Source organism: Peptostreptococcus equinus, from assembly GCF_027125355.1.
Classification (GTDB): Bacteria; Bacillota; Clostridia; order Peptostreptococcales; family Peptostreptococcaceae; genus Peptostreptococcus; species Peptostreptococcus equinus.
Window position 1 is genome coordinate 174,916 of sequence record NZ_CP114052.1, and the last position, 22,380, is coordinate 197,295.

27 protein-coding genes are annotated in these 22,380 nt (G+C 31.7%); 25 read left to right on the top strand and 2 right to left on the bottom strand.

Translation table 11 applies throughout. From position 1 onward, the window contains the following. The first annotated feature begins 294 nt into the window (after positions 1–294). The 12 genes from O0R46_RS00970 (at position 295) to O0R46_RS01025 (ending at position 11,097) form a co-directional block, all read left to right on the top strand. Positions 295–573 (top strand): HU family DNA-binding protein, encoded by a 279-nt coding sequence (locus tag O0R46_RS00970; RefSeq protein ID WP_269311741.1) that lies wholly within the window; start codon positions 295–297, stop codon positions 571–573. A 195-nt stretch (positions 574–768) separates the two neighbouring features. Continuing rightward, positions 769–1,008 carry an RNA-binding S4 domain-containing protein gene (locus O0R46_RS00975; RefSeq protein WP_269311742.1) on the top strand — a complete coding sequence of 80 codons (240 nt, stop codon included), beginning with the start codon at positions 769–771 and terminating at the stop codon, positions 1,006–1,008. A gap of 7 nt (positions 1,009–1,015) precedes the next feature. Next, positions 1,016–1,930 carry a Ppx/GppA phosphatase family protein gene (locus tag O0R46_RS00980; protein WP_269311743.1) on the top strand — a complete coding sequence of 305 codons (915 nt, stop codon included), beginning with the start codon at positions 1,016–1,018 and terminating at the stop codon, positions 1,928–1,930. A gap of 15 nt (positions 1,931–1,945) precedes the next feature. Continuing rightward, complete coding sequence (gene galU, locus O0R46_RS00985) at positions 1,946–2,839, top strand: UTP--glucose-1-phosphate uridylyltransferase GalU (RefSeq protein ID WP_269311744.1); 894 nt, start codon at positions 1,946–1,948, stop codon at positions 2,837–2,839. 119 nt (positions 2,840–2,958) lie between these two features. Beyond that, complete coding sequence (rho, locus tag O0R46_RS00990) at positions 2,959–4,401, top strand: transcription termination factor Rho (RefSeq protein ID WP_269311745.1); 1,443 nt, start codon at positions 2,959–2,961, stop codon at positions 4,399–4,401. Positions 4,402–4,509: 108 nt separating this feature from the next. Beyond that, entirely contained in the window at positions 4,510–4,710 is a 201-nt protein-coding gene (rpmE, locus tag O0R46_RS00995) for a 50S ribosomal protein L31 (protein ID WP_269311746.1), read from the top strand. A 212-nt stretch (positions 4,711–4,922) separates the two neighbouring features. Further along, a complete protein-coding gene (locus O0R46_RS01000) occupies positions 4,923–5,504 on the top strand; it encodes a glycerol-3-phosphate responsive antiterminator (protein WP_269311747.1) in 582 nt (193 codons plus the stop codon). Positions 5,505–5,671: 167 nt separating this feature from the next. Continuing rightward, positions 5,672–6,370, top strand: a complete 699-nt coding sequence (locus O0R46_RS01005) for an MIP/aquaporin family protein (protein ID WP_269311748.1) — start codon at positions 5,672–5,674, stop codon at positions 6,368–6,370. A gap of 23 nt (positions 6,371–6,393) precedes the next feature. Further along, entirely contained in the window at positions 6,394–7,896 is a 1,503-nt protein-coding gene (glpK, locus tag O0R46_RS01010) for a glycerol kinase GlpK (protein ID WP_269312515.1), read from the top strand. Between the two features lie 141 nt (positions 7,897–8,037). Beyond that, positions 8,038–9,471, top strand: a complete 1,434-nt coding sequence (locus O0R46_RS01015) for an NAD(P)/FAD-dependent oxidoreductase (RefSeq protein ID WP_269311749.1) — start codon at positions 8,038–8,040, stop codon at positions 9,469–9,471. Positions 9,472–9,479: 8 nt separating this feature from the next. Continuing rightward, a complete protein-coding gene (locus tag O0R46_RS01020) occupies positions 9,480–10,739 on the top strand; it encodes an NAD(P)/FAD-dependent oxidoreductase (protein ID WP_269311750.1) in 1,260 nt (419 codons plus the stop codon). Further along, positions 10,729–11,097, top strand: a complete 369-nt coding sequence (locus tag O0R46_RS01025) for a DUF1667 domain-containing protein (protein ID WP_269311751.1) — start codon at positions 10,729–10,731, stop codon at positions 11,095–11,097. The genes O0R46_RS01020 and O0R46_RS01025 overlap by 11 nt, the downstream gene beginning before the upstream one ends. A 153-nt stretch (positions 11,098–11,250) precedes the next feature. On the opposite strand, the gene O0R46_RS01030 is transcribed toward O0R46_RS01025, so the two are convergent. After that, positions 11,251–11,583 carry an AzlD domain-containing protein gene (locus O0R46_RS01030; protein WP_269311752.1) on the bottom strand — a complete coding sequence of 111 codons (333 nt, stop codon included), beginning with the start codon at positions 11,581–11,583 and terminating at the stop codon, positions 11,251–11,253. After that, positions 11,573–12,289, bottom strand: coding sequence for an AzlC family ABC transporter permease (locus O0R46_RS01035; protein WP_269311753.1), 717 nt, complete (start codon positions 12,287–12,289; stop codon positions 11,573–11,575). Before O0R46_RS01035 ends, O0R46_RS01030 begins: the two co-directional genes overlap by 11 nt. A gap of 178 nt (positions 12,290–12,467) precedes the next feature. Here O0R46_RS01035 and prmC point away from each other — a divergent pair, with 178 nt between their 5' ends. From prmC to atpG, 13 genes are all read left to right on the top strand, one after another. Then, positions 12,468–13,388, top strand: a complete 921-nt coding sequence (prmC, locus tag O0R46_RS01040; RefSeq protein ID WP_269311754.1) for a peptide chain release factor N(5)-glutamine methyltransferase — start codon at positions 12,468–12,470, stop codon at positions 13,386–13,388. A gap of 170 nt (positions 13,389–13,558) precedes the next feature. Further along, entirely contained in the window at positions 13,559–14,623 is a 1,065-nt protein-coding gene (prfA, locus tag O0R46_RS01045; protein ID WP_269311755.1) for a peptide chain release factor 1, read from the top strand. 24 nt (positions 14,624–14,647) lie between these two features. Next, entirely contained in the window at positions 14,648–15,688 is a 1,041-nt protein-coding gene (locus tag O0R46_RS01050) for an L-threonylcarbamoyladenylate synthase (RefSeq protein WP_269311756.1), read from the top strand. Positions 15,689–15,700: 12 nt separating this feature from the next. Next, the gene (rpiB, locus tag O0R46_RS01055) at positions 15,701–16,141 is read left to right on the top strand and encodes a ribose 5-phosphate isomerase B (protein WP_269311757.1); all 441 of its coding nucleotides are present in this window, start codon (positions 15,701–15,703) and stop codon (positions 16,139–16,141) included. Between the two features lie 29 nt (positions 16,142–16,170). Next, the gene (gene upp / locus O0R46_RS01060; RefSeq protein ID WP_269311758.1) at positions 16,171–16,800 is read left to right on the top strand and encodes a uracil phosphoribosyltransferase; all 630 of its coding nucleotides are present in this window, start codon (positions 16,171–16,173) and stop codon (positions 16,798–16,800) included. Between the two features lie 208 nt (positions 16,801–17,008). Further along, positions 17,009–17,239 carry an AtpZ/AtpI family protein gene (locus O0R46_RS01065; protein ID WP_269311759.1) on the top strand — a complete coding sequence of 77 codons (231 nt, stop codon included), beginning with the start codon at positions 17,009–17,011 and terminating at the stop codon, positions 17,237–17,239. A 4-nt stretch (positions 17,240–17,243) separates the two neighbouring features. Then, complete coding sequence (locus O0R46_RS01070) at positions 17,244–17,624, top strand: ATP synthase subunit I (protein ID WP_269311760.1); 381 nt, start codon at positions 17,244–17,246, stop codon at positions 17,622–17,624. Between the two features lie 99 nt (positions 17,625–17,723). Continuing rightward, positions 17,724–18,431: a F0F1 ATP synthase subunit A gene (locus O0R46_RS01075; RefSeq protein WP_269311761.1), complete on the top strand. Its 708-nt coding sequence runs from the start codon at positions 17,724–17,726 to the stop codon at positions 18,429–18,431. 63 nt (positions 18,432–18,494) lie between these two features. Further along, the gene (gene atpE, locus O0R46_RS01080) at positions 18,495–18,752 is read left to right on the top strand and encodes an ATP synthase F0 subunit C (protein WP_269311762.1); all 258 of its coding nucleotides are present in this window, start codon (positions 18,495–18,497) and stop codon (positions 18,750–18,752) included. Positions 18,753–18,802: 50 nt separating this feature from the next. Continuing rightward, the gene (locus O0R46_RS01085) at positions 18,803–19,303 is read left to right on the top strand and encodes a F0F1 ATP synthase subunit B (RefSeq protein WP_269311763.1); all 501 of its coding nucleotides are present in this window, start codon (positions 18,803–18,805) and stop codon (positions 19,301–19,303) included. Continuing rightward, a complete protein-coding gene (locus tag O0R46_RS01090) occupies positions 19,303–19,845 on the top strand; it encodes a F0F1 ATP synthase subunit delta (protein WP_269311764.1) in 543 nt (180 codons plus the stop codon). The genes O0R46_RS01085 and O0R46_RS01090 overlap by 1 nt, the downstream gene beginning before the upstream one ends. 16 nt (positions 19,846–19,861) lie before the next feature. Beyond that, on the top strand, positions 19,862–21,364 hold the full coding sequence (gene atpA / locus O0R46_RS01095) for a F0F1 ATP synthase subunit alpha (RefSeq protein WP_269311765.1): 1,503 nt from the start codon (positions 19,862–19,864) through the stop codon (positions 21,362–21,364). 21 nt (positions 21,365–21,385) lie between these two features. After that, positions 21,386–22,378, top strand: a complete 993-nt coding sequence (gene atpG / locus O0R46_RS01100; RefSeq protein ID WP_269311766.1) for an ATP synthase F1 subunit gamma — start codon at positions 21,386–21,388, stop codon at positions 22,376–22,378. Positions 22,379–22,380 lie beyond the last annotated feature (2 nt).

A 22,380-nucleotide genomic window follows, 5' to 3' on the forward strand; every position in this document is an offset into this window, starting at 1 on the left:
ATTTTTAAAAATATGTTATATTATGGTTAATACATACTAAATACTTATAAAAGTGTATAAATCTATCAAAGAACTGTACAGGCCATATATCAATGCATATGAATTATAATTAAAAAATATATGTGCTTTAAAAAAATAAAATTGAAAATAAAGTGAAAAAATCGATTTTTATGGGTAAAAATATAAAAATTAATAAAAAACATTGAAATATAGCCAAATCTTATGTATAATAAGGTTGTCAACTAGATAAAAATGAGATTTAGGTTGTAAAATATATTACAGGAGGTAATTATTGTGAACAAAGCAGAATTAGTAGCAAAAATGGCAGAAAAGAGTAACTTAACTAAGAAGGAAAGTGAATTATCTTTAAATGCTTTCATGAAAGTTGTAGAAGAAACTTTAGTAGCTGGAGAAAAAGTTCAGTTAGTAGGATTCGGAACTTTCGAAACTAGACAGAGAGCTGCTAGATCAGGAAGAAACCCAAGAAAGCCTGAAGAAGTTATTGAAATACCAGCTTCTAAGGCACCAGTATTCAAGGCTGGTAAGGGTCTTAAAGAATTAGTAAATAAGTAAGAAAATCTATATAAGATTTGATAGTATTGGTGAGGTATCTTGCCAATACTTTTTTTTGATTTTGATAAACTAATTCATATATGTTATAATATACAGATTAGTTATAAAAAATATTTGTTTTAAATTCACATATAACAAGTATTGTATAGATATAGTTTGAAAAAATTAAAGAATACTGAAAATAGGAAGTGAAATATGAGATTAGATAAATTTTTAAAAGTTTCTAGAATAATAAAAAGAAGAACAGTAGCAAAAGAGGCTTGTGAAAAAGGCATGGTAGAAATAAATGGAAAAACAGCTAAATCATCTACAGAAGTAAAAGTTGGAGATATATTAAAGTTGACTTTTGGAGAAAAAGTAGTGGAGTATAGAATTACTCAGATAAAGGAACATGTTTTAAAAGATCAAGCCAAAGAAATGTATGAAGCTATTTAGGTGAAATATGAGATACGGAATAATCGATTTAGGTAGCAATTCAATGAGGCTATTATTAGCTGACTACGAAAATGGTTGCTTATACAATAGAGAAAAAATAATCAATACAACTAGATTGGGTAAAGGCATTGACCAATCTGGAAATATCAGCAATGAATCCATGGAAATAAATTTAAAGTCGCTAGAAGAATTTAATAGTATATGCAAAGAGAAATCTTGTGATAAGATTTACTGTATGGGAACCGCTGCACTTAGAAATGCTAAAAACAGCAGTATATTTGTAAAAAAAGCAAAAGAAAGAATAGGATTGGACATACAGATAATAGATGGTGAAAAAGAAGCTCTATTGGGATTTCTAGGAGTTATTTGCGGTATTAGCGAGTTGGATTCACAGATATTAGTAGTTGATATAGGTGGGGGGTCAACTGAATTTATTATTGGAGATTCTAAAGGGATTCAATATAAAAAAAGTCTAAATATAGGTGCACTTAGCCTAAGTGATAAGTTTATTAAATCCTACCCAACTGATGCTAGTACTATTGAATCAATAGAAAAGGAAATAAAAAATAAAATTTTTATAGTAATAGATGAAATAAAAAAAATTGGTAATTTGCGATTGATAGGCATAGGGGGAACTATTACTTCTATATCAGCTATTGAACAAGAATTGGGAGTATATTCAATGGATAAGATACATATGAGTAAAATAAGAAGTTCTCAAATTGCAAATCAAATAAATAAAATAAAGAAGATGTCTATAGAAGAAATAAGACAATTAAAAGGTCTACAAAAGAAAAGAGCAGAAATAATTTTATGTGGAGAGATGATTTTATATGAAATTATAAAATCTTTGTGCATAGAAGAAATATTAGTAAGTGAATATGATAATTTAGAAGGCTATATAAAAAATATGGATTTATAAATAAGGAGACAACTTATGAATAAGAGTGTAAAAAAAGCAGTAATACCAGCGGCTGGACTAGGAACAAGATTTCTTCCAGCTACAAAAGCACAACCAAAGGAGATGCTACCAATAGTTGATAAACCCACTTTACAGTATATAATTGAAGAAGCTGTAGCATCAGGTGTAGAAGAGATATTAATAATTACAGGTAGAAATAAAAAATCAATAGAAGATCACTTTGATAAATCTGTAGAACTTGAATTAGAACTAGAAAATAAGGGGAAAAATGAATTGCTTGAAATTGTAAGAGAAATTTCAAACATGGTTAATATTCACTATATAAGACAAAAAGAGCCGAAGGGGCTAGGTGATGCTATATATTGTGCAAGACATTTTATAGGAGATGAACCTTTTGCTGTAATGCTAGGAGATGATGTAGTGGATAATCAGGGTGGGACACCTTGTTTAAAACAGTTAATTGATGCCTATGATGAAAAGAAATCTACAATATTAGGAGTTCAAAAGGTTGCAAAAGAAAATACTGACAAGTATGGTATAGTAGATGGAGAAAAAGTATCAGAAGGTTTATATAAAGTTAATTCACTTGTCGAAAAGCCAGATACAGATAAGGCTCCATCAAATATAGCTATATTAGGTAGATATATAATTAGACCAGAGATATTTGATATATTAAGTGATTTACCGGCAGGAAAAAATGGAGAGGTTCAATTAACTGATGCCCTTGAAAAATTAAATGAAAAAACTGATGTGTATGCTTACGAATTTCAAGGTAGAAGATACGATTCAGGAGATAAATTAGGTTTTTTACAGGCCACAGTGGACTTTGCTCTAAAAAGACCAGAACTAAAAGAACCATTCTTAAAATATTTAAAGGAAGTTTGTGAAAAACAAGAAAGTGACAGGTAATTATGGCAAAAAAGAAAAAAACGTTTCAAAAATTAGTAGTAATATTTATAGCATTAATGTTTATTGTTTCTAGTGTTGCTTTTACAATTAGTGTTCTGTTACAAGGGTAGGAGGTTTGTATGTCAGATTTAGATACTCTTAAACAAGAGCTTTCAAAGGAAGCTTTGGTTGAACTTAGATTAATGGCAAAAGAGCTTGGTCTAAAATCAATCACAAGCCTAAAAAAAGCAGATTTAATAGAAAAAATTATTGAAGCAAAAACTCAGTTAGAATATAGTAAGCAAAAAACATCTAAACAAGAATATAAAAAAAGTACTGAAGATGATGCTGAAAACAGCAAGCAAAACAATAGAAGGATAAAAAATACGAATAATTTTATTGGTGATAATAATACGAATAATAGAAATTTTAGAGATAGTGATAATATTACTCCTCCACCTATTACAGAGGAAAATAAGGCTCAAGGGGTTCTTGAAATATTGCCAGATGGATTTGGTTTTTTAAGAGGAAGTAACTATTTATCAACAGAAAATGATATATATGTATCTCCAAATCAAATTAGAAGATTTAATTTAAAGACAGGTGATTTTGTAAGTGGTGTAACAAAACCTGAAAATCAAAATGAAAGATTTAAAGGTCTTATGTATATATACAGTATAAACGGAGAGAATCCATCAACAGGAAGATCAAGAACTCCATTTGAACAATTAATACCAATATATGCAGATCAAAAGTTGAAGTTAGAAGTTGGAAGTAATCCAATATCAACTAGAATTATGGATTTATTTGCTCCAGTTGGTAAAGGGCAGAGAGGGTTAATAGTGGCTCCTCCAAAGGTGGGTAAGACTATTCTTTTAAAGGAAATTGCAAATTCTATTACCGAAAATTATCCAGAAGTTACGCTAATCGTATTATTAATAGATGAAAGACCAGAAGAAGTAACTGACATGAAAGAGTCAATAGACGGGGAAGTGATTTTTTCTACATTTGATCAAGCGGCAGCACATCATGTAAAGGTTGCAGAAATGGTACTTAATAGAGCACAAAGATTAGTGGAGCATGGAAGAGATGTAGTCATATTATTAGATAGTATAACTAGATTAGCTAGAGCCTACAATTTATCTATAACACCTACTGGTAGAACCTTATCTGGTGGTTTAGATCCAGGAGCTTTATATGGACCAAAGAAGTTTTTTGGAGCGGCTAGAAATATTAGAAATGGAGGATCACTTACCATATTAGGAACAGCTCTAGTAGATACGGGTTCAAGAATGGATGATGTTATTTTTGAAGAATTTAAAGGTACTGGTAATATGGAATTAAATCTTGACAGAAGTCTAGCTGAAAAGAGAATATTTCCAGCGATTGATGTATATAAATCTGGAACTAGAAGGGATGATTTGTTACTTACAGATGACGAACAAGAAGTAGTCTATAAGCTTAGAAGAGCACTTAGTGAAGAATCAACTCAAAGCGTTACAGATAGAATAATAGAAGAAATGAAAAGAACAAAGAATAATAAAGAATTAATAGATTTGATAAAAAAAATAAATTTCTCTTAGTTATTGATAAAGATGTTGTCTAAGTCAAATTATTATGATATAATAAGGGAGTTGAATTTTATGGAATCGAAAGATTCGTTACTATAAGCGGAGAAAGAGGTGAAAAGAATGCAGAAAGATATACAGCCAGAATATAAAGAAGTTGAAGTTCGTTGTGCATGTGGAAACACATTTATGGCAGGATCAACTCAGGATGAAATAAAGGTAGAAATTTGTTCAGAATGCCATCCTTTCTATACTGGAAAGCAGAAGAATATAGAAAAAGGTGGAAGAATCGACAAATTTAAGAAGAGATTTAACATGGAATAGTATTCTAAATCCAATTTGTCTAAAGGCAGATTGGATTTTTTTTACATAAAATAGATTATAAGGCCTAAGTTCTATAGGCTTTTTTTGTTTTTTAATAAAAAAAGCCTATAGAACTTACTTTATTGTAGTGATATAATTTAGCTATTGAGATTTGATAAAAATAATATATTAATGTAATTATAATAATAAAAATTATGTTTGAGAGGGTAAAAATGATTTCGTCTAAAAAGTTAAAAGATAAATTTGAAGATAATCCTATGGTAGTAGCTGTTACCAACGAAAATACCTTGGAGTTTGCATTGAAATCAAGTAATGAGATAGTCTTTTTATTGAGTGGAACTATATCTGATTTAAGGGAAACTGTTGGTAAATTATTAGAAAAAAATAAGTTGGTCTTTGTGCATATAGATATGATATCAGGTATGTCAAGCTCGCCAGCTGTGGTGGAGTTTGTTGGAGATATATTTGAAAAACAGGTAGGTATAATAACTACAAAACCAGCTTTAGTAAAAAAAGCTATCAGTGAAAATATAAGAGTAATACATAGAGCTTTTATGGTTGACTCAAAATCAAAGAATATATTCCTAGAAAATATTACTCAGAATTTTACTCCAGATGCAGTTGAAATTATGCCAGCAATGGTACATGATGTAATAAGAGAAGTGAGGGAAAAATTGCCTAAGATGACTATTATAGCAGGAGGTTTAGTTAGGCATAAAAAAGAAATATATGAAATAATAAATAGTGGTGCTGATGCAATTTCTACAAGTAGTATAAAATTGTTAAAAGACTAGACAAAAATATAAAAAGAAAACGTTGACATACGTATATAAATCATGGTATCATTTTCCTATAAAATTTAATATTTGTTGAGTTATGAATATAAGAGTATATAGAGTCTATTCAATGTGGGCCCACTATGCTCTTTTTTAATTTCAGCAAGATAATTAGGAGGATTTATATGTCAGTTTATTTAGCGGAAGTAATAGGAACGATGATTTTGATTTTCTTTGGTGTTGGTGTTTGTGCATCTGTAAATCTTAAGAAATCATATTCAAATGGAGCAGGATGGTTAACGATAACGTTTGGTTGGGGATTAGGCGTTACTTTGGGTATCTATGCAGTAGGAGGAATTAGTGGAGCTCACTTGAATCCGGCGGTTACACTAGGTCTTGCAGTAATAGGCGCATTTCCATGGTCACAAGTACTAGGCTATTGTATAGCACAGGTAATAGGTGCTATATTGGGATCATGTCTAGTGTATTTAATTTATGCACCACATTGGAAAGAAACAGAAGGCAATAAACTAGGGATATTTGCAACTGGTCCAGCTATAGATAATCCGTTGTTAAACGTTATCTCAGAAGCGGTTGGTACTTTTATGTTAGTTTTCTGCATACAGCTTATAAATAATAATAAAATAAGCGATGGAGTAGGAGCAATTGCCATTGGTCTACTAATAGTAGCTATGGGTGTGTCTGCTGGTGGTGCTACAGGATATGCAATTAATCCAGCTAGAGACTTAGGTCCTAGGATAGCTTATATGTTCCTTCCTATTGGTGGTAAAAAAGACGGAAACTGGAGATATGCGTGGGTTCCAATTGTTGGTCCATTAGTTGGTGGGGTCTTAGGAGCAGTAATATTTAAAGCATTATTCTAAAGGAGGAAAAGATAATGGTAGAAATGGAAAAGTATGTATTGTCATTTGATGCTGGAACAACTAGTTCTAGAGCAATTATATTTAATAAAAAGGGTGAAATAATAAGTGTAGCCCAAAAAGAATTCAAGCAGATTTATCCAAAGGCTGGTTGGGTTGAACATGATCCAATGGAAATATGGGCTTCACAAAGTGGTGTTGCTAGAGAAGTGCTAGAAATGTCTGCTATAAGACCAGATCAGATATCTGCTATAGGTATAACAAATCAGAGAGAAACAACTATAGTATGGGATAAAAATACAGGAAAACCAATATACAATGCTATAGTATGGCAGTGTAGAAGAACAGCTAACTACTGTGAAAAGCTTAAAGAAGAGGGTTGGACTGATAAAATAAAGGATAAGACAGGTCTTGTAATAGATGCTTATTTTTCAGGAACAAAAATAGCTTGGATACTTGATAATGTTGAAGGAGCTAGAGAAAAAGCTGAAAAGGGTGAATTGCTTTTCGGAACAGTGGACACATGGTTAGTATGGAACTTAACTAGAGGTAAAGTTCATGTTACTGATTATTCAAATGCATCTAGAACAATGCTTTATAATATAAAGGAATTAAAATGGGATGATGAAATATTAGAAAGATTAAATATTCCAAAGTCTATGCTTCCAGAAGTTAAAAATTCAAGCGAAGTATATGGAGTAACTGATGTAGCTACTTATGGTGGAGCAGAAATACCAATTGCGGGTATAGCAGGTGATCAGCAGGCAGCATTATTTGGCCAAAATTGTTTCAATGCAGGTATGGTAAAAAATACTTATGGAACTGGATGTTTTGTACTCATGAATACTGGAGAGGAAATGATTCAGTCAAAGAATGGACTACTTACAACAATAGCTTGGGGTATTGATGGTAAGGTTAGCTATGCTCTTGAAGGATCCGTATTTATAGCAGGTGCTGCTATTCAGTGGTTAAGAGACGAACTAAGATTGGTTTATGATTCTCCACAGAGTGAGTATTATGCAAATAAAATAGATGATACAGATGGTTTGGTAGTAGTACCAGCGTTCACTGGTCTAGGAGCTCCATATTGGGATATGTACGCTAGAGGTGGAATATTTGGTATTACAAGAGGAACTAAGAGAGAACATTTAGTTAGAGCTACTTTAGAATCCTTAGCTTATCAATCAAAAGATGTAATAGATGCTATGCAAGAAGATGCAGAATTACCATTAGCTTACCTAAGGGTAGATGGTGGTGCATCAGCCAATGACTTCTTGATGCAATTCCAAGCGGATATGCTAAATACAGAAGTACATAGACCAAAAACTTTAGAAACTACAGCTTTAGGTGCAGCATACTTAGCAGGTTTAGCAGTGGGATATTGGAAAGATTTAGAGGAAATATCTCAAGTATTTGCAATAGATAAGGAATTTATTCCTCAAATGCCAGAAGAAAAGAGAGCTAAAAACTACAAGTATTGGAAAAAGGCTGTAGAAAGAACTATGGACTGGGTAGATAAGGAAGATTAATTGAAGACTAGCTAACAAATTGATTTTGTGCTATAATGATAAAAGAATAAATTAATAAAAATATAATTATTGAATTAATAGAGTACACGAAACCAATTCATGCTTGGTTTTGTGTGCTCTTTTTTAAGTTATGGAGGTAATATGTACGATATTATAATTGTAGGTGGCGGTGTAATTGGATGTTCAATTGCTAGAACACTATCAAAATATGATAAGAAGATAGGGCTTATAGAAAAAAATTATGAGATTTGTCAAGAAACTACAAAAGCGAACTCAGCTATAGTTCACGGCGGATACGACTGTAAGCCAGGTTCTTTAAAAGCAAAAATGAACGTAAAAGGAAATTCGATGTTTCCTGAATTAAGTAAAGATCTAGATTTTACGTTTAATAAGATAGGATCTTTAGTTTTGGCATTTAGTGAAGATGAAATGAAAACGGTTGAGGAACTTTACAACAGAGGTATAGAAAATAAAGTTCAAGGTCTAGAAATAATAGATGCAAAGAGAGTAAAAGAAATAGAACCAAAGGTGTCAGATCAAGTAGTAGGTGCTTTATATTGTGCATCAGCTGGTGTAGTTGATCCATTTAACCTAACTTATGCAATGATGGAAAATGCAATGGATAATGGTGTAGAGTTGTTTACTGAAACTGAATTAATAGGACTTGAAAAAAATCATGATGGAATATTAGTAAAGACTAATAATGGAGATTTTCAGACCAAATATGTAATAAATGCAGCTGGTCTTTATTCTGATAAAATAGCTAATATGGGTGGAGATTATGATTTTAACATAATACCAACTAAGGGAGTATATAGGCTATTTGATAAGAAAAAATCTGATACTATAAACACAGTGCTTTTTCAAACACCAACTGAAAGAGGTAAGGGCGTTTTGGTTACAGCAACCTATGATGGAAATACAATGATAGGACCGACTTCAGATAAAATAGGTACTGTGGAAGATACAACTACAGAAAGTGAATCTCTGGCTATAATAGACAAGTTAGGAAAATTATCTGTACCAGACCTTAATCCTAAAAATACTATTCGTGTATTTACTGGAGTAAGAGCAAAACCTAATACAGGCGATTTTATGATATATGCTTCTAAAAATATGGAAGGTTTAGTTCACTGTGGTGGTATTGAATCGCCTGGTTTAGTGTCTGCTCCTGCAATAGCTGAATATGTAGAAGAAATATTGATAGAGAATGGAATGGATACAAAGAAAAATCCTAATTACAATCCTAAGAGAAAGGGTATAGTTAGAATTTCTGAATTATCGACTGAAGAAAAATCAGAAAAGATTAAAGAAAATCCTGCGTATGGAAAGATTATTTGTAGATGCGAAACAGTTTCTGAGGGAGAAATAATAGAAGCAATAAGAAGAAATGCTGGCGCAAAGACAGTTGACGGTGTTAAGAGAAGAGTAAGAGCTGGTATGGGTAGATGCCAAGGTGGTTTTTGTGGACCTAGAGTAATAGAAATACTTGCAAGAGAGTTAAATATAGATCCAACAGAAGTTAGAAAAGATTTGTCTGGTTCAAAAATAGTAGAAAGACATTTAAAAAAATAGGGGGAAATATGTTAAATTACGATTTAGTTGTGATAGGTGGAGGTCCTGCTGGACTTGCAGCTGCAGTTGAAGCTAAAAAGAATGGAATAGATTCTATTTTGATTATAGAAAGAGATAGAGAATTAGGTGGTATATTAAATCAGTGTATACACAGTGGATTTGGACTTCACGAATTTAAAGAAGAACTGGCTGGACCTGAATATGCACAAAGATTTATAGATCAAGTAAACGAATTAGGAATTGAGTATATACTAAATACAATGGTTATAGAGCTTAACAAGGATAAAGAAATAATTGCTCTAAGCGAAGATGGTCTAATTAATATAGGAGCTAAATCTATAGTTCTTGCTATGGGATGTAGAGAAAGAACTGCTGGCGCAGTTGCTATGAATGGATATAGGCCAGCAGGAGTATATACAGCAGGTATGGCTCAGAGAATGATGAATATGGAAGGGCTTATGGTAGGTAAGGAAGTAGTTATTTACGGATCAGGTGACATAGGCCTAATAATGGCAAGAAGAATGACACTCGAAGGAGCTAAGGTCAAGTGTGTAGTAGAAATATCTCCTCAGTCAAGCGGTCTTAATAGAAATATAGCTCAGTGTTTAAATGATTATGATATACCGCTATATTTAAGTCATAATATAAACAAGGTTCACGGAAAAGAAAAAATAGAAGGTGTCACTATATGTAAGGTTGATGAAAAATGGCAACCAATAAAAGGGACTGAACAATACTTCTCTTGTGATACTTTATTATTATCAATAGGATTAATACCAGAAAATGAATTGACGGTAAATGCTGGCATAGAAATTGGTGAAGTTACAAATGGACCTAAAGTCAAATCAAATATGGAAACTAGTATGGAAGGTGTATTTAGTTGTGGAAACGTATTACATGTACATGATATAGTTGACTTTGTTACTAAGGAAAGTAGAGTTGCTGGTAAAAATGCAGCTGACTATATCAAAGGAATAAACGATTCAGATGGAAAAAAACTTTTTGAAACTGAAGCTGGAAATGGAGTTTCTTATGTAATACCAAACTATGTAGTATCTGGTGGAAAAGACGGAGCAAACCTATATTTTAGATCTAGAAAACCTTATAAAAAGGTAGAAGTAAAAGTTCTTATAGGGGATAAAGTAATCAAGACTAAAAAAATGCCTGCTATGATACCTTCTGAAATGGTAAACATTCCACTTAGTCCAGAAGAAATAGCGAATTTAAACGACAAGATAAAAGTGGAGGTGAAAGAGATTGGAAAATAAGAAAGAATTCACTTGCATAGTGTGTCCTGTAGGATGTCATTTGACAGTAACAAAGGAAGAGAATCAGTACAACGTAAATGGTAATACTTGTAAAAGAGGAGAAATATATGCTCAGCAGGAAATGATTGCTCCAAAGCGCAATATAGCATCTACTATCAGAGTTGAAGATGGTTTTTTAAATTTGGTTCCAGTGAAAACTGATAAGCAAATACCTAAAGAAATGATATTCGATGTTATGAAAGAAATAAATAAGTATAGAGTAACAGCACCTATAAAAGTTGGAGATATTTTAATAGAAAATATTCTTGGAACAGGATCAAATATTGTAGCAACTAGAAATATAGCAAAAAATAATTAAAAACAAAAGACTAAATTATACAAAAATATACAAACAGAAAATTGTTACGTAGAAAAATAGAGATTAGTAGAGTCTTAAAAAATAAAAACGACTGACTGTAAGCAAAAATTTATACTATTAAAAAGGCTCTCCTTGAAATTATGGAGAGCTTTTTTAATATATATAGTTAATAAATATAAAAATTATTATTCCTCCAGAAATAACTGATAGACCTATATTTTTGAATTTTATAGAGATAATGCTGATTAATACTAGAGGTATAAGTTTATAATTTTCGATAGAAATGAAAATTTGTCCATTTTTAAAAAAAACGTCCTTTATTATCAAGGCAACGAAAACGCCAAGAGGTATATATTTTATAAATCTTTCAAATTCTTCTGAAGTTCCCTTTTCTCCACTTAGGGCAAAAGGAAGATAGCGAATTAAAAACATAAAAATAAATGAAACAAAGATAATAAAATAGATTAGAAGGTTTTTATTCAACATTTATCCCTCCTTTTATTCTATGTTTTTTATCTAGGAAATAACCAATGCTTGTAACTATTAAGGCTATAATTATAAGATCTAATCCGCCTTGATAGATAGAAAGTACTATAAATGATACTATAATAGCAACAAAAAGCATTAAAATATCTAAATTATCCTTTATTCTAAGGACTGTAAGAACTACAAACATACTAGTCATCATAAAAAATGCTAAGTCTACAGGTATATCAATAATTTCACCAAATAAAGCACCTAATAAATTACCAATCATTCCAAAAAAGCAAGCGAAATATCCTAAATAAAGAGCTTGTTGACTATCCCAATTTTTATCTTTTTCAAACATAATCTTATCTATAGCAAAAGTTTCATCTGTCACCAACAGAGAAAAAAGAATCTTTTTAACGCCCTTTAAATCTCTTACATCATTTATCAAAGACGAGCTATACATTGTATTTCTCAAATTTGTTATTAGTATCGTCACTATAAGATATAGGGAAATTTCAAGTGAAACTCCAGAAGCTAGCATACTAGCAGAAATAAATACAGCACTACCTGAAAATACAAGAACAGCAAACAAAACAACTTGTAATGGATTAAAACCAACCTTTTGAATCATGGCTCCTCCCATAATACCAAGTGCAACATATCCAAAAGCTATAGGTAATGATGTGAAAAAAGCCTTTTTTAATTTATCCTTTTTTGTCATATCTACTCCTATTTTTAAAAATTATAATAAAAACATTATAACATCTGATAATAAGCTATAACAATACTTTAGAATATTCTTATAGCTTATTATCAGATATTATTTATTTAGATTAAATTATTGTGTATAATAAATAGTAGTTTTGATTAGAAAAATATTTAAAAAAGGTGGTGAAAATTTGCAGAATATTAAAATAAGGAACTTAATAATAGAATCCGTTAAAGAATTGGAATGTATTAGTCCTACACCAAGATTAGATGTTGAGATATTGTTATGCCACGTATTGAAAATAGATAAAATAAAATTGATGACATCATATGAATCATATATAGAAGAAAAAGATTTAAAAGAGTTTAAAAATTATATGGAAAAAAGAAAAAAATCAATGCCTATAGCCTATATTATTAATAAAAAGGAATTTATGGGCTATGATTTTTATGTAGATGAAAATGTATTGATACCTAGGCCAGATACAGAATTAATAGTAGAAAAATTATATAATAAAATTAAAGTCGTAAAAAAAGATATTTCTAATGGCATTACTAATAGACATAATAATTTGAAAATATTAGATATGTGTACAGGTTCAGGAGCGATAATAGTCAGTGTTAAAAAACTTATACAAGAAAATGAAGTTGATATAAATGCTGAATTTTATGGTGTAGATTTGTCAAAAGAAGCTCTGAATATATGCAAAAAAAATATTAAAGAGCTATGTGTAGAACCTATAGAATTGATAAATTCAGATCTATTTGCCAGTTCTAAATTTGAAGAGTTAATTGATAGTTTGGATATTATAGTATCAAATCCGCCTTATATTGAAGATGATATAATAAACACATTGAAATCTGATGTGAAGGATTATGAACCTATGATGGCGCTTGTTGGTGGACAGGATGGTATGAGATTTTACAATGCTATTATAGAAGACTCTTTAAAATATTTAAAGAACAATGGATATTTGATATTTGAGTCTGGTCATAATCAAGCAAGAAAGATTGAGAAAAAGATGCTAGAATGTGGATATACTGATATAAATATTTATAAAGATTTACAGGGGTTTGAAAGATGTATTTTAGGAAAATTAGTAAAAATATAGGAAGAAAATTTATGAAATTAAAAAGTACTAAAGTAATTGAAATTAATACATTAGATTAATTGTTAATAATAGGAAAATATGATATAATATTTAATTGATTAATTTAAAAAAGAGTGAAGTTTAATAAGATAAATTGGCGGTGCCAGTTTAATATAGAAAGGTGGATATTAATGCTAAATAAGCTTAAAGTCTTAGAAAATAAGTATAGGGAACTAAGCGATAAGGTTGCAGACCCAGAAATAATTAGCGACCAACCGACTTGGCAGAAATTGATGAAGGAAACTTCTGAAATAGAACCAATTGTTATGAAGTATAGAGAATTTTCAAAGGTAAGTCAGACTATAGAAGAGTCAAAGACAATTCTAGAAGAAGAAAGTGATGAAGATTTAAGAGAATTAGCAAAGATGGAATTGTCTGAAGCTGAAGATCAAATAGGTAAGATAGAAAATGAATTAAAGATATTACTTGTTCCAAAGGATCCTAATGATGAAAAGAATGTTATAGTAGAAGTTAGAGGTGGAGCAGGTGGAGACGAAGCAGCTTTATTTGCGGGAGATTTATTTAGAATGTATAGCAGATATGCTGAAAGAAGAGGTTGGAAAACAACTTTGATGTCTTCAAATGAAACAGGCGTTGGAGGATACAAAGAAGTATCATTTATGATAAAGGGTAAGGGAGCTTATTCAAGGCTTAAGTATGAATCAGGTGTGCATAGAGTTCAAAGAATACCTACAACTGAATCAGGTGGTAGAATACATACATCTACAGCAACTGTTGCTGTACTACCAGAAGTAGATGATGTAGAAATACAGATAAATCCAGAAGATATTCGATTTGATGTATTTAGAGCATCTGGTAACGGTGGTCAGTGTGTAAATACTACGGATTCTGCTGTAAGACTTACTCATATACCAACTGGTGAAGTGGTATCTTGTCAGGATGAAAAATCACAGTTAAAGAATAAAGAAAAAGCTATGAAAGTATTAAAGGCCAGATTATATGATAGAGCCTTAGCTGAACAAAATAAGGATATAGCTGCTGAAAGAAAATCTCAGGTAGGTACTGGAGATAGATCTGAAAGAATAAGAACTTACAATTTCCCACAGGGTAGAGTAAGCGATCATAGAATAAACTTAACTTTATACAAATTAGATGCTTTCTTAGACGGAGATTTAGATGAAATGATAGACGCATTAATAACAGTTGACCAAACTGAAAAAATGTCATCATTCTAATAAAAGTATAAATAGGGGGTCAGTATGGAAACAATAATCAAGAAAATAGACCCAAATAATATAGACCAAGATATAATTGATGAATTTGGAAAAATGATAGCTGATGGTAAGACAGTAATCTTCCCCACTGAAACAGTTTATGGGTTAGGAGCTAATGCTTTAGACGAAGATGCTGCATCTAAAATATATGAAGCTAAGGGTAGACCAAGTGACAACCCTCTATTGGTTCATGTGTCAGAAATTGAAGAAATAAATCCATTGGTTAAAAAGATAGACAAAAAAGCTAAATTATTGATGGATAAATTTTGGCCGGGTCCACTAACAATTGTATTTGAAAAGAAAGATATAATACCTTATAGAACCAGTGGTGGTTTGGATACTGTGGCTATTAGAATGCCATCAGATGAAGTTGCTAGAAGAATAATAAAATCATCTAAAAAACCAATAGCAGCACCATCTGCAAATTTATCAGGTAGACCATCTCCTACAAAAGCAGAACACATAATAAATGATATGCAAGGAAGAGTAGATGGCATTCTGATTGGGGGTCCATGCAATTATGGGGTTGAGTCTACAATAGTCGATTTATCAGGAGAGTATCCAGTAGTACTTAGACCGGGATCAATAACATTAGAAATGCTTAGAGAAGTTCTAGGAAAGGTTGAATTAGATCCGGCTCTTATGAGAAAATCTGATAATATAAAGGCAAAGGCGCCAGGTATGAAATATAAACATTATTCTCCTAAAGCGGATGTTTATATGGTTAAAGGTCAAATAGAAGATTTTGCTAGAATGGTAAATGAAAAAAATAAAGAAAATGTATCCAAAGGTATAAAAACGGGTGTTTTATGTATGTCTAAATACAAAGATTTATTTGAAGCAGACGTGTTTGAACTTGGAGATAGCTATGAAGAAGTAGCAAAAAACTTATTTGATGAATTGATAGAATTAGACCAAAAACAAATCGATATTGCATATGCTCAAATTTTTGAAGAAAAAGATGTGGGTGTTGCTATAATGAATAGATTAAAAAAATCAGCAGCTTATAGGCTGATTGAGGTTTAAGGAGGATAAATAATGAAAATTGCATTAGCATGCGATCATGGTGGAATCAATTTAAAAACAGCAATTAAAAAACACCTAGAAAAACTAGATTATGAGGTATTAGATTTTGGTGTGAATTCAAGTGAATCTGTTGACTATCCAGATTATGCTGCAAAGGCTGCAAAGGCTGTAGTTGATAAAGAGGCAGAATGTGGGATTTTAGTTTGTGGAACTGGTATAGGTATAGGTATAGCAGCAAATAAAATTAAGGGAATAAGATGTGCAACAGTAGGCGATACTTTTTCAGCAAGAATGACAAAAGCACATAATAATGCTAATATGATTGCACTTGGTGAAAGAGTAATAGGTATAGGATTAGGTATAGATATAGTAGATGCATATCTAAATTCAAGTTTTGAAGGTGGTAGACACCAGACTAGGATAGATAAAATGATGGCCTTAGAGTCAAAATAATATTTTATATATAATATCAGGAGGAAAATATGAAGAATGTAATAATAACTGATCATCCATTGATTCAGCACAAATTGACAATCATGAGAAAGGTAGACACAGGCTCAAAAGATTTTAGAGAATTATTAACAGAAATAACAATGCTTATGGGCTATGAAGTAACTAAGGATCTTCCTTTAGTTGACGTAGAAATTGAAACGCCAATACAGAAAATGAATTCAAAAATATTATCAGGAAAGAAATTAGCTATAGTACCAATATTAAGAGCTGGAATAGGTATGGTAGATGGATTTGTAAGCTTGATACCAGCAGCTAAAGTTGGACATATAGGACTATATAGAGATCCAGAAACTCATGAACCAGTAGAATATTATTGTAAACTTCCTCAAGATATAGGAGAAAGAGAAGTATTACTTGTAGATCCAATGCTAGCAACGGGTGGTTCAGCTACAGCGGCTATTGAACTACTTAGAGCAAAGGGTGCAAAAAATATTAGAATGATAAATTTAGTTGCAGCTCCAGAAGGAATTGAAGCTGTTCACGCTAAATATCCAGATGTTGATATATATGTGGCAGCAGTTGATGAAAAATTAAATGATCACAAATATATAATACCAGGTTTGGGTGATGCAGGGGATAGACTTTTTGGAACAAAATAATTGTAATATTATATAAAAAATTATTGAAAATTTTATCCGGGCTACGCTTTGTAGGCCGGATATTTTATCCATAATTTTTTTGAAAAAGGTTTGAATTTTAGGCAATTTGGGTATGAATTTATCTATCTATCTGTAGATTATTTTTACTTTAAGTGGTAGAATAATCATTAGTGGTTTTCAAGATAGTAATATAAATTATGGAGGAAATATGTCAGATAAAAAAGGTTGGGTAAAAATATCTAAATCGTTTTCGCTTTTAACACAATTAAGCGTTATGATGCTAGTTTGTATATTAGGATGTGCTTTTATTGGAATAACAATAGACAAGAAATTTGGAACCAGCCCCATATTCTCTATAATTTTTATTATTATTGGAGTGGCTAGTGCATTTTTAAGTCTCTATAAAACTCTGAAAACTTACTATGACAAAGGGGAGTGATGAATTGGACAAACAGATTTTAGATAGCATAAAGAAAGTTACTACAGGGGTACTCATTTATACTTTAGTTGGTTTAATTGTATTATTGTTAATACAAAAATTAACACTTTCTACAGTTTTAGGTCTAATAGTCGGTTGTGCAATATCGATCTTTTCGTTGTTGACTATTGCTAGAGGCATGGTAGGGTTTGTAGAAAAAGATACTGGAAAAGCAACTTTTTCGGCTGTTTTTGGATATTTTTTTAGATTTTGTCTGTATGCCGTAGTTTTAATATTTGCAGCTAAGACTAATTATATCAATGTATATACTGTAGCAGTTGGTTTACTTAGTGTTAGCCTTGTAATAAAAGCTCAGGAAATATTTTCTAAAACTAAAAAAAAGTAATAAATAATTAAATTATTACTATCTATTCTTAAAACAGAAAACTAAGCTTATACAAAAGTAGTTTGAGCTTGGTTATTTAAAATGAAAGGAGAAATTGATATGTATCAAGCAAGGTATTTGCTGTATATTGGTAACTTCAAGATAAGTGAAACCATTATAGTCCAATGGATAATAATGCTTGCTTTAATAGCAGTAGCTTTATTTATGACTAGAGGCTTGAAGAAGAATCCGGATACTAAGAGGCAGCTACTATTAGAGTGGTTCGTTGGTGGTATTAAAGGATATACAACTGAAATGATGGGCACAAAATTTGTTTCTAGAGTACCGAGTATTGTCCCTTATGTAGGTACAATATTTTTATTCTTTATACTTTCAAATTTGGCTGGCTTATTTGGATTTAAATCACCAACAACTGATTTGGATACTACAGTAGCTTGGGCATCTATTACAATCGCAACTATGTATGTAATGGGTGTTAAATTTAAGGGACCATCATATTTTAAGGAATTTATTGAGCCTACACCAGTAATGTTACCACTTAACATAGTAGGAGAAATAGCAAGACCTATCTCGCTAAGTTTCCGTCCCTTCGGTAATATACTCGGAGGAACAATAATAATGGGATTGGTTTATCAGTTAAATGCTTTTCTTTCAAGTTTGATTCCAAACTTGAAAATACCAATAGGTCAAATAGCATTTCCGGTTCCGCTACATTTATATTTCGATATATTTGCAGGAAGTTTGCAGGCATTCATATTTATGACATTAACATTAGTATTCATTGGTAATGCTGCAGAAACAGAGTAAAAAATTAAACACAACAAATATTAAAACAAAATTGAAATTAGGAAGATTTAGGAGGAAAATAATATGGAATTATCAACAGCAATAGCAGTAGCAGGTACAGCAATAGGTTCAGGACTGGCAGTTATGACAGGTATAGGTGCAGGTATAGGACAGGGTTATGCAGCAGGTAGAGCAGCAGAAGCAGTTGCTAATCAACCAGAAGCTAAGAGTGATATCATATCAACAATGATTCTTGGTCAGGCCGTTGCAGAGTCTTCAGCTATTTACGGATTGGTTATAGCGATTATACTAATATTCGTTAATCCATGGATAAAGATGTAATTTAAAGGAAATTTTGATCTGCCAAAGACGTATATAGGAGGAGGAAGACTATGGAATTTAAGCCATTAGTTGGTTTAAGCTACGAATACTTCTTTACTCTTGCAAATACTTTAATAATATTTTTGATACTAAAGAAAATTCTTTTTAAGCCAGTTTTAAAAATATTAGATGAGAGAGAACAATCAATCAAAAATAGTATTGAAGTGGGAGAAAAGGCAAAAGAAGAAGGTTTAAAGTTTAAGGAAGAGTATGAGACAAAACTAAATACGGCCACAAATGAAGGTCATCAGATAGTTGAAAATGCTAAACAAAGAGCAGAAAAAAAATATGAATCTATAGTAGATGAAGCTAGAGTAGAAGCAGAAAATATCAAGACAAAAGCTTATGATAATATAGAAAAAGACAAACAAAAAGCTTTTAATGATATTAAAAATGAAATATCTGAAATGGCTGTTATGGCTGCAAGTAAAATAATAGAAAAAGATTTAGATGAAAATAAGCATAAAGATTTAATAGATGATTTTATTAAGGAAGTAGGCGATGTTAAGTAATGAAAAACCAAGTTGCTACTAGATATGCTCAAGCGTTGTTCGACTTAGCAGATGAAGAAAAAAAAATATCTGAAATTTACCAGGAGTTGACAGAGATACTTAGCCTTATTAATTCAAACTCTGAATTAAAGGATGTATTGAAGTCTCCTTTTGTGACAAAAGAGGAAAAGAGAAATATAGCTGATCAGATATTTGAGGGAAGCTTATCAAAGACTACAAGAAACTTCATGATGGTATTGATCGATAATAATAGAACTATCGATTTATCTTCAATTACAGTGGCATATAAAGAATTACTTAACAACAAGCACAATATTGAAGAAGGAGTAGTAATAACAGCTATTCCACTATCAGAGGATAAAATTTCAGAATTAGAACACAAGCTATCAGCTAAATATAATAAGAATATTAAGCTAACAAATAAAATAGATGAGAGCATTATTGGTGGTGCTCTAGTAAAAATAGGTAACGAAGAAATAGATGGTACAGTAAAGTCTCGACTTGACGATTTAAAGAGCGATCTATCTCGCGTAATATCATAGAAATGGTGGTGAACCCATGAATTTAAGACCAGAAGAGATTAGTTCCATAATTAAGAACCAAATCAAAAATTATGAGAACAAAATCAAATTAACAGATACTGGTAGTGTGTTAAATGTTGGTGATGGTATAGCCAGTGTTTACGGACTTGAAAATGCAATGTCAGGAGAATTACTTGAATTCCCCGGACAAATATATGGAATGGCCCTAAACTTGGAAGAAAGTGTAGTAGGTGCCGTTATACTTGGTGATGACACTAATATCAAAGAAGGTGACGTTGTAAAGAGAACTGGTAAGGTAGTTGAAGTACCAGTTGGAGAAGCAATGATAGGTAGAGTTGTAAATGCTCTAGGACAAGCTATTGATGGTAAAGGTGAAATCGTAACTGAAAAGACAAGACCTGTTGAAGCTAAGGCTCCAGGAATAATGGATAGAAAATCAGTATTTGAACCATTACAAACTGGTATCAAATCAATTGACTCAATGATTCCAATAGGTAGAGGGCAGAGAGAACTTGTAATAGGTGATAGACAGACAGGTAAGACTTCAATCCTAACTGATACAATAATAAATCAGAAGGGTAAAGATGTTATCTGTATATATGTAGCTATTGGTCAAAAAAGATCAACTGTTGCTCAGTTAGTTTCTACTTTTGAACAATATGGTGCAATGGACTATACTATAGTTGTATCAGCATCCGCATCAGAATCTGCTCCGCTTCAGTACCTAGCTCCATATGCTGGTGCTGCAATAGGTGAAGAATTTATGTATAATGGAAAGCATGTATTAATAGTATATGATGATTTAAGTAAGCAGGCAGTTGCATACAGAGAGATGTCATTATTACTTAGAAGACCACCAGGTCGTGAGGCTTATCCAGGGGATGTATTCTACTTACATTCAAGATTACTTGAAAGAGCAGCTAAACTTTCAGATAAGTTAGGTGGAGGATCAATGACAGCACTTCCTGTTATAGAAACTCAGGCAGGAGACGTTTCTGCTTATATACCAACAAATGTTATATCAATTACTGATGGACAGATATATCTACAGCCAGAATTATTCTATGCAGGTATTAGACCAGCCGTTGACCCGGGTATATCAGTATCAAGAGTTGGTGGATCTGCTCAGATTAAATCAATGAAGAAAATAGCTGGTACACTAAAACTTGCTTACTCACAGTATAGAGAACTTGCAGCCTTTGCTCAGTTTGGTTCAGATCTTGATGAAGATACAAAGAGAAGACTTGATCAGGGGCAAAGAATAGTGGAAGTTCTTAAACAGGAAGAGCATAAGCCAATCACAGTTGAAAATCAGGTTGTGATAATATTTGCTGTAATAAATAATTTATTAGCAGATATAGAAATAGAAAAGATTTCTGAATTTGAAGATGGTTTATATGAATTTATGGATAATATTCATCCAGAAATATTAGAAAAAATATTAAAAGCGGAAGATTTTAAAGACGATTTAACTAAGGCAATAGAAGAATACAAAGTTAAGTTTAAAGCTGAAGCATAATCCATTTAAGGAGGTAATTAAATGGCAGGAGCTGGTATGAAAACTTTGAAAACTCGTATCGCAAGTATAAACAATACAAAGCAGATTACAAATGCGATGCACCTTGTAGCCTCTTCTAAGCTTAGGAAAGCTAAGCAAGCAGCTGAAGATTCAAGTGAATATTTTGATACATTGTACAAGACAATAGTTGAAATTGCAATGAATACAAAGGGTGTAAATAGCGAGTTTTTAAAAGAAAAAGAATTAAAGAAAAGATGTCATATCGTAGTTGCTGGTGACCGTGGATTGGCTGGTGGTTATAACTCAAACGTCTTAAAAGAAGCTGCTAAATATATTGGTGCTTCACAAGATTGTGCCATGCCAATTGGTAAAAAAGCTTACGATTACTTTGCAAAAAAAGGCATCGAAATAATAGATAGAATAGAAGATGTAGAAAAATACGAATATGAAGATGTAAAGAGAATTTCAAAGAAAGTCATGGATTTATTCTTAAAAGGGGAAATAAGCGAAGTATTATTTACCTATACAAAATTTGAATCAGCTTTATCACAAGAACCAAGAACAATAAAGTTATTGCCACTTGTATTTGATAAGCCAATCGAACATGGTTCAGGTAGAAAGAGCCAATTAGAAGAAGAAAATAATCCGGATGTATGGCTTAGCGATGATGTTCTAAAAGAACGTGAACAACAGCGTAAGGTTGAAGATGAAAAATCTCAAGAAGTCGTAAATTCAGTAAAAGAAAAAAATACTAAAACTAGAATGAAGTATCTTCCAGACGCGATGTCTGTGCTAGAGTTTTTAATACCAACATATGTTGCTGGGATAATAAACGGAGGGATAGTTGAATCATATGCATCAGAACAAGGTGCTAGAAGAACAGCTATGGAATCAGCTACAGATAATGCCAACGAAATGATACATAACTTAGAACTTAGCTACAATAGAGTTAGACAGGGTGCAATTACTCAGGAAATTACTGAAATTAGTGCCGGTGTTGAAGCTCTAAAGTAAGG

Bases quoted from the DNA above. Each gene is read 5' to 3' on its own strand.
- O0R46_RS00975 (WP_269311742.1), top strand. From the start codon at position 769: ATGAGATTAGATAAATTTTTAAAAGTTTCTAGAATAATAAAAAGAAGA.
- O0R46_RS00980 (WP_269311743.1), top strand. From the start codon at position 1,016: ATGAGATACGGAATAATCGATTTAGGTAGCAATTCAATGAGGCTATTA.
- galU (WP_269311744.1), top strand. From the start codon at position 1,946: ATGAATAAGAGTGTAAAAAAAGCAGTAATACCAGCGGCTGGACTAGGA.
- rho (WP_269311745.1), top strand. From the start codon at position 2,959: ATGTCAGATTTAGATACTCTTAAACAAGAGCTTTCAAAGGAAGCTTTG.
- rpmE (WP_269311746.1), top strand. From the start codon at position 4,510: ATGCAGAAAGATATACAGCCAGAATATAAAGAAGTTGAAGTTCGTTGT.
- O0R46_RS01000 (WP_269311747.1), top strand. From the start codon at position 4,923: ATGATTTCGTCTAAAAAGTTAAAAGATAAATTTGAAGATAATCCTATG.
- O0R46_RS01005 (WP_269311748.1), top strand. From the start codon at position 5,672: ATGTCAGTTTATTTAGCGGAAGTAATAGGAACGATGATTTTGATTTTC.
- glpK (WP_269312515.1), top strand. From the start codon at position 6,394: ATGGAAAAGTATGTATTGTCATTTGATGCTGGAACAACTAGTTCTAGA.
- O0R46_RS01015 (WP_269311749.1), top strand. From the start codon at position 8,038: ATGTACGATATTATAATTGTAGGTGGCGGTGTAATTGGATGTTCAATT.
- O0R46_RS01020 (WP_269311750.1), top strand. From the start codon at position 9,480: ATGTTAAATTACGATTTAGTTGTGATAGGTGGAGGTCCTGCTGGACTT.
- O0R46_RS01030 (WP_269311752.1), bottom strand. From the start codon at position 11,583: ATGTTGAATAAAAACCTTCTAATCTATTTTATTATCTTTGTTTCATTT.
- O0R46_RS01035 (WP_269311753.1), bottom strand. From the start codon at position 12,289: ATGACAAAAAAGGATAAATTAAAAAAGGCTTTTTTCACATCATTACCT.
- prfA (WP_269311755.1), top strand. From the start codon at position 13,559: ATGCTAAATAAGCTTAAAGTCTTAGAAAATAAGTATAGGGAACTAAGC.
- O0R46_RS01050 (WP_269311756.1), top strand. From the start codon at position 14,648: ATGGAAACAATAATCAAGAAAATAGACCCAAATAATATAGACCAAGAT.
- rpiB (WP_269311757.1), top strand. From the start codon at position 15,701: ATGAAAATTGCATTAGCATGCGATCATGGTGGAATCAATTTAAAAACA.
- upp (WP_269311758.1), top strand. From the start codon at position 16,171: ATGAAGAATGTAATAATAACTGATCATCCATTGATTCAGCACAAATTG.
- O0R46_RS01065 (WP_269311759.1), top strand. From the start codon at position 17,009: ATGTCAGATAAAAAAGGTTGGGTAAAAATATCTAAATCGTTTTCGCTT.
- O0R46_RS01075 (WP_269311761.1), top strand. From the start codon at position 17,724: ATGTATCAAGCAAGGTATTTGCTGTATATTGGTAACTTCAAGATAAGT.
- atpE (WP_269311762.1), top strand. From the start codon at position 18,495: ATGGAATTATCAACAGCAATAGCAGTAGCAGGTACAGCAATAGGTTCA.
- O0R46_RS01085 (WP_269311763.1), top strand. From the start codon at position 18,803: ATGGAATTTAAGCCATTAGTTGGTTTAAGCTACGAATACTTCTTTACT.
- O0R46_RS01090 (WP_269311764.1), top strand. From the start codon at position 19,303: ATGAAAAACCAAGTTGCTACTAGATATGCTCAAGCGTTGTTCGACTTA.
- atpA (WP_269311765.1), top strand. From the start codon at position 19,862: ATGAATTTAAGACCAGAAGAGATTAGTTCCATAATTAAGAACCAAATC.
- atpG (WP_269311766.1), top strand. From the start codon at position 21,386: ATGGCAGGAGCTGGTATGAAAACTTTGAAAACTCGTATCGCAAGTATA.